A 6,618-nucleotide genomic window follows, 5' to 3' on the forward strand; every position below is an offset into this window, starting at 1 on the left:
CGTATCGGCAAGCTGCTCGATCGCTTCCTGCCAGACGAATGCGCCAACTTCTTCCAAGCCGCAGGATATCAACGCTCATGCTGAAAATGCTCTAGAGGCGGCGTCACAACGCGCGGCGCTCGTTATCGTTTCGTACTCGCATGGTTCTACTGTGCGCCGATGGGCTGCTGATCAAGGAGGGGCCGAGCGCCTCGGAGTTCACGAGCATACGGTCGGCAAGTGGCGGCGTCATTGTGCGTAAGCAAAACGTATAATCCGCCCCGTCTGCAAGCAAGATCTTAAGGTGATCTGATCAGTCTGGGTCAAACGTATTTGGTCTTGTAGTGACCCATGGCCAAGAAGGACATCCGCACGTCTGGAGCCACAATAAAGACCGCGGCACCAGGTGCTATCTTTTTGCCGGGCATTCCAAATGCTGATTGACTGTTGGCACATCTTCACGATCCTTCCTGCGGACATCGTTGGCCTATGCACGTGCGTGCATGTGGCCGATCAGGCTATGCGGCAACTGGGTAGCCGCGCTCGAAAGTTGCTCAATCGCGCAGAGCTAGCCAAACAATCCGCGCCAACTTGTTGGCCAACGCGACGACAATGGTGATGCGGTGGACACCGCGCTTGATCATGCCTTTCGACCAGCATCCTAGTGGAGGCTCGCTCTGCAATAGCGATGGCAATGCCGCTCGATCGCCATGGATGAGCAAGGTCCGGAAGTAGGTGTTGCCACGCTTGGAGATGCCAAGCAGCCGGGGCTTGCCTCCTGCCGTGTGTTGTCGTGGTACCAGTCCCAGCCATGCACCCAGATCTCGCGCCTTGGCGAAGCTGCCGGTATCATCGACGGTTGGGACAAGGGCCGTTGCATTCAAGAAGCCCATGCCTGGATGGGCGTGAGCCGGCGCGCAGCCGCATCGTTGCGAGCCAACACGATGAACTCGCTGTTCAGAGCTCCAATCCTCGCATCGGGGTTCGCGCCACTCGGCACGTAATTCGCCCACCAGCTGGCGTAGACACGCCGACAGTGTCGTATCCTCATCAGCCAGTGTCGCATCGATGCCAAGTTCCAGCTTGCGACGCCCGACCGGAAAGATCGTCCCGCGCTCCAGCAAGATTGCCCGCAGCTGGCTCATCAAGCTCCTGCGCTCGGCCACCAGGCGGGACCGGACGCGGTGGAGTGTCTGAATGTCCAACTGCTCCTGAGTTTTAAGTTTGCAGAAGTAATTGATCGGGCGGGAGGCCGCTTCGGCGATCCGCTCAGCGTCACGATCATCGTTAATCCGCGCTCTGATGTAAGGTCGCATGTACTCCGGTGACACCAATCTGATCTCGTGTCTGTGTGCGGCAAACAAGCGCTCCAAACGATCGTCACCGCAGCATGCCTCCATCGCATCCACGCACGCCGGAAGTTCCGCAACGCTGTCGATCATGTCTGGCGACACATCGACCTGCGTACGACAACAGCACCTGCCGCATCAACGCGAAAGATCACAATAGACGTCGGTCCGCTTCTCTCCTTCTCAAGCGTCGGCATATTTCCGTTGCTGGGGGAAAAGGGGCGAGCAATCCCATCAGCCTATCGGATCGGTAATCGCCACCACGGATCTCAGATCCTTCAATCTTGATTGAACGATTTTGAAATCAGCCCAGCTAACCTTTGTCCTAATCGTTCCGTCCCTTAGCCAGCAAGTTCAAACGCAACGTGGAGGCGCTGCTCGCCGACAATGCGCAGCTTGGTTGCATATTTATTCCATGGCTCAAGGCGTGACCACTGGTTCGCATCCGCGACGCGGTGTTGGGACGCAAGCTTCTGGCAGAGGCGAGACGCAGCGAACCCTGCCAGCTGCTCATTTCCGTTCCCGGTTTCGGCGTTGTGACTGCAACATCAATCGTCACCGCTATCGAAGAGAGGCCGATCTTCATATATCAAGGTTGGTCGAAAGTGTTCGCCGGGCTGACAATCAGATGATTGCAATTGGGCGAGGCCGACCACGACGGTCACGTCTCGAGACGCGGCGACACCCATCTGCGGCGGCTGCACTACGAAGCCGCGATGATGCTGCTCACTCGCATTGAATCCGACTTCAACCTACGCAAAATCAAGCTTGCAGCTGCGAAAGCAACTCGGCATGCAGGAGTGCTGCATACGCCATCGCTTGCATGCCAGCTGTAATTATTTGCAGCACTCCGGCCAGCGCAGGCCCCTTTCGGGGGGAAATTGGTGCCGCTTGTATGCCCATTTATTCGGCTTAGTCAAACATATGGAAGTAGCTCCGTCCCGCTATCTATTCGACATGGCTGTCTGCAGCATTTGCATGTGCGAGGTCATAGCACCCTTAATTGGATTTATCCGAAACATATAGCCCTCGTTCCACCAACTTCCGGCTCCCCACGCCGTCCATCCAATCGCAACTTGACTTTTGTCGATCTTTGCCAGCATGTTCCCGTACTCGATCTTACAAGTGTCATCAGGCCCAGCTCCCATTTCGCCAAAGAAAAGCCGCACCTTCTGAACTTTCGCCCACGCCAACACCGCATCGACTCGTCGTGCAGCTCCGACAGCACAAGTGGGCTTTGTCCCGCTTGAGTCACTGTCTAGATACTGATGCACTTCAAAGGCGTAGTTTTCGCCGGGATCCTTGAACGTCGAGGCAAAAGCTGCATTTCCTGATTCGACCCAATTGTAAGCAGCAGTCCAGTAGATACCGGGGATCATCAGTTTGTTATTAACCCCCTGATTTCTCAAGGCGATTGCAGTTTGTTGAGCGGTTTGCCACCAAGACGCTGCGGGCAAACCGTTAGGCTCGTTCATAAGGCCTAGCCAGACATTGTTGTTGCCACGATACCTGCCTGCGATCTTTACCCATGCATCAGCAAAGGCCGCCGCAGGCACATCCGCTGATCCGACAATAGCTGAAGTGACAGATGTTGGGTTCGGACGGCGACGTGCGAAGTCGTGCATATCAAGGACCACGACCAAGCCCTTTGACAGAGCATAATCAGTTGCCTTCATAAGGGCTGAAGCATCAGCTGTAGACAAAGCGCCGTTCAGAATGGGCTGCAGTCGCTCCCACCGGAACGGAATGCGCACCATCTTGAAGCCCTGAGCTGCGATGTAATCGATATCAGTTGTGCTCGGGTAAGTGTAGTTGAAGCCCAAACGGCCGGGTACCGTTCCAAACTCGCCGCCGGAGAGGTTCACGCCTGGGATCGGCAACGGTACGGCTTGGGCGTCCGGTGAAGAGAGCCGTTGGGCGGATGCATTCTGCGGGTTGGTTGCCGTTGAACTGGAGGTTACGGCTGATGACAGCGTAGTACCTGTATCGGACGAGGCGGCTGCGTTCGTGGTCACGGTGGTCTGTAGAGCTGTAGATGACCCCGATGTCGAAGCCATCGCGATAGTATTATTTGTTAATCTTGTATCTTGCGTCGCTACAGCTCCGACAGCAAGGCCAACTGTCGCAACACCGCCTATCATTTTGATGCTGACAAATTTATCAATCATGGGACAAGGGCCGTTTAATGGTGAACTTCGAAGGGTTTACGTCACGCGTCCTTCCAGCGTCTTCACGTGATTGGTTACCCAGCCATTTAACTAATTTGCTCTGCGCTTCCGTATGGAGCCTGAATGACCTTAAGGCGCATTAACCTCACGAGGCGGTGTGACGGAACCGAGGGGCAGCTGGATCCGTTCAGGCTGACACGCCGCATCGGCTTGTGTATGGGCTCGTGAAAATACATGTAAGGTGGATAGGTGAAGCGTCCTTCCAAACTTATCCTCATTGATCATAGTGCGCGACGTCGTGCCGCGATAACTCATGCGCTCTCTGCCACCCACCTGCATGTCGAGCCATTCGAAACCCTTGATGAACTCACGATAGCTTGGCCGCGATTAACTGGAGTGCTGCTTCACGACAGAGGAGGGTCTGTCGCAACGCTCGTCAAGGTAATGACGGAACAAGGTCGATCGCACCCAATCGTCGCGTACCATGAAAATCCACGTCTCCGCCACGTCGTTGATGCTGTGCTCGCGGGTGCCGTCGATTACCTTGGATGGCCGTTTGTCGCTGAGGAGCTCACGGCAGCCCTGGCCCGCATGGCTGAAAAGGCAGAAGAGCCTGATAAGAGTGGATCTCGCGCAGTAGCAGCCTTGTCGAACTTAAGCCGCCTCACAAAGCGCGAACTTGAGGTGCTCGATCGATTGTCTAGAGGTTTGACTAACCAGATCATAGCCGATGAGCTCGCGATAAGTCGACGAACCGTAGAGACTTACCGCGCAAATTTGCTTATAAAGTTGGGCGTGAGCAACACCGCTGAAGCGGTTCAGGTAGCTATTGAGGCAGCCTTGAAGCGCTAATATCAAAGCGCCCTGGGGCTGGCTCACGTGACGGGTTTCTGAAGCTTGAGTGGTTCTGTTTAAGCATTGCGGGCACCTGTATGCCTGCGATGGCGGTAGGGACTGGCGTCCGATCTGACTACACTTCTTTGGTTTGGCCCGGTTTGCCGCGCACGGTAGATATCGCGATAAGGTACCGACGCAATTTGCGATTACCCTTCGCTGTGAACGCGACTATAGCGGATGCTGCCGAACAACTTATACCAACCTGCGCTGAGGCTGACTCATGCGAGGGGATTCACAAGCCGGCCAAGGTCTAGAGCACTTTCACGATGACCTTTGATAGCCCGCGGCATGGAAGAAGTTGGCGCTCGTTGGGCAGGAAGCGATCGAGCAGGCTGCCGATGCGTTGGACGAGGCCGTCGACAGTTCGCGCCGGCTCCTGACGTAGGAGCGCCTTGAGTTTGGAGACGGCCATCTCGATCGGGTTCATGTCTGGGCTGTAGAGCCTGCCCCGGCGAAGGCCGGGGGCGGCAGGTAGAAGATCTGGCGACGGCGGTCGGCGATCGCCTCGCGCATGCCGGCGACCTTGTGCGCGGGCAGGTTGTCGAGCACCACGACGTCGCCGGGCTTGAGGGTCGGTGCAAGGACATCCTGGACGTACATGCGGAAGGCATCGCCATCCATGGCGCGATCAAGCACCCAGGGTGCTGTCATTGCGGAGAGCCTCAGCCCGGCGACGAACGTCATAGTCTTCCAGTGGCCGAACGGCGCCTTGTCACGGCAGCGCTCACCGACTGGCGCCCAGCCATGGAGCCGCGCCATCTTGGTGTTCACTCCGGTCTCGTCGAGGAAGACCAGGCTCTCAGGATCGAGGAATGGCTGCGGCTCTTGCACAGCTTGCGCCTTGCCGCCACGTCCGGCCGGTCCTGCTCGGCGGGTCGCAGGGCTTGTTTTGAACAACAATCCGAGCCGCCGGGCCGCATTCCAGATCGCGCCGGTGCTCAGTTCGACACCGTACTCGGCCAGCAGCCATGCTTGCGCCTGTGCCAGCGTGATCCCAGGGCGCGAGCGGATGTGCGCTTCGAGCGCCAGTTCCTGCGCGCCCGACAGCTTGCGCAGCGCATGCCACCGGTGCGGGTTGATCCCCGCATCGCCAGTCAGCCAGCGTCGGATCACAACCTTGTAGATGTACGCGATGCTCACCTCAAAGGTAGGCGCCGCTTGCCGTACCGGCATGCCACCATCCACAGCCCTCAGCACCCGATCGCGCAAATCCTGCGAGCAGCTCTGAGCCGACCGCCAACCCATGCCGCCTCCTTCGTGACGGCATCCTATGCATCACATGATCATCGCCATGGTAACCCCTCGCCGATTCCCCTCATCGTGGAACTGCTCTAGCTCACTGGGTTCTTGCAGCAGGAGGGCGTGAGGTGGGAAGGGCGATTGGCTTGCGAGAGGATTTCGATGGAGCGGCGTTGCGGCGCCTGGCGTGGTTGACGAAGAGCGCACCGCACGCACGACGACTGCTGGCGCTTTGACAGATCTACGACGGCGGCGCCAGGAGCGATGCGGCAAGGATCGGCGGCGTGGCACTCCAGATCGTGCACGACTGAATGATCCAGTTCAATTCCTGCGGCCCGGATGGCCTGCCGGACGGAAAGGCAGTGGGCAAGGCGTCGATCCTCAACGATGCTCAGCCCCTCGCGTTGGTTGTATGAGGAGTTCGGGGGCCCGCAAGACGAGACGACTGTTAGCCGTGAGCTGAAGAAGTTGGGCTACGTGAAGCTGACGGCGCAGCCCCGCCACCATGCCTCAGAACGAGCTGGCCATGGAAGCCTTCAGAAGAGGGCTTTGCTGCCGAGGTCGCAAAGGTCCGCGACACCCTCCCAAAGCGCACGCCCGTAGATGTCTGGTTGCAGGACGAGGCTCGCGTTGGACAGGGGAACAACATCACGCGGCTTTCGGCCAGACGCGGCCCCTCGGCACCGAAGGACCAGCGAACGAGATCGGGCTACATATGCGGGACGATCTGCCCTGAACAGGGTAAGGGTGCAGGTCTGGTCCTGCTCTTCTGTAACACCGAGACAACGTCGCTGCACCTGGCCGAGATCGCGCTCGCTGTCGCGCCAGGTGCGCACGCTATGGTGCTGATGGATTAGATTGGTTGGCACATGATCGGCAAGCCCGAGATCCCGCTAGAGCATTTTCAGCATGAGCGTTGATATCCTGCGGCTTGGAAGAAGTTGGCGCATTCGTCTGGCAGGAAGCGATCGAGCAGCTTGCCGATA

General features: G+C 57.9%; 7 protein-coding genes. 3 read left to right on the forward strand and 4 right to left on the reverse strand.

Annotated elements, in window-relative coordinates; all coding sequences use genetic code 11:
* Nucleotides 1-241, forward strand: a 241-nt coding sequence (locus tag HNO88_RS22570) for a hypothetical protein (RefSeq protein WP_246382279.1), incomplete at its 5' end; no start/stop codon positions are given.
* 292 nt (nt 242-533) lie between these two features.
* Here the strand turns inward: HNO88_RS22570 and HNO88_RS21385 are convergent.
* Entirely contained in the window at nt 534-1,421 is an 888-nt protein-coding gene (locus tag HNO88_RS21385; protein WP_246382281.1) for an IS110 family RNA-guided transposase, read from the reverse strand.
* Nucleotides 1,422-1,966: 545 nt separating this feature from the next.
* Between HNO88_RS21385 and HNO88_RS21390 the strand changes: the two genes are divergently transcribed.
* Nucleotides 1,967-2,164, forward strand: a complete 198-nt coding sequence (locus HNO88_RS21390; RefSeq protein WP_184250746.1) for a hypothetical protein — start codon at nt 1,967-1,969, stop codon at nt 2,162-2,164.
* Between the two features lie 108 nt (nt 2,165-2,272).
* Here HNO88_RS21390 and HNO88_RS21395 read toward each other — a convergent pair whose 3' ends face one another.
* Nucleotides 2,273-3,496, reverse strand: a complete 1,224-nt coding sequence (locus HNO88_RS21395) for a glycoside hydrolase family 5 protein (RefSeq protein ID WP_184250749.1) — start codon at nt 3,494-3,496, stop codon at nt 2,273-2,275.
* A gap of 249 nt (nt 3,497-3,745) precedes the next feature.
* On the opposite strand from HNO88_RS21395, the gene HNO88_RS22935 reads away from it, so the two are divergent.
* Nucleotides 3,746-4,348, forward strand: a complete 603-nt coding sequence (locus tag HNO88_RS22935; protein ID WP_184250752.1) for a response regulator transcription factor — start codon at nt 3,746-3,748, stop codon at nt 4,346-4,348.
* A 295-nt stretch (nt 4,349-4,643) separates the two neighbouring features.
* On the opposite strand, the gene HNO88_RS21405 is transcribed toward HNO88_RS22935, so the two are convergent.
* Nucleotides 4,644-4,820 carry a hypothetical protein gene (locus tag HNO88_RS21405; protein WP_184250755.1) on the reverse strand — a complete coding sequence of 59 codons (177 nt, stop codon included), beginning with the start codon at nt 4,818-4,820 and terminating at the stop codon, nt 4,644-4,646.
* The gene (locus HNO88_RS21410) at nt 4,817-5,638 is read right to left on the reverse strand and encodes an IS630 family transposase (protein ID WP_281384084.1); all 822 of its coding nucleotides are present in this window, start codon (nt 5,636-5,638) and stop codon (nt 4,817-4,819) included. The genes HNO88_RS21405 and HNO88_RS21410 overlap by 4 nt, the downstream gene beginning before the upstream one ends.
* Between the last annotated feature and the right edge of the window lie 980 nt (nt 5,639-6,618).

The organism is Novosphingobium chloroacetimidivorans (assembly GCF_014204535.1).
GTDB lineage: Bacteria > Pseudomonadota > Alphaproteobacteria > Sphingomonadales > Sphingomonadaceae > Novosphingobium > Novosphingobium chloroacetimidivorans.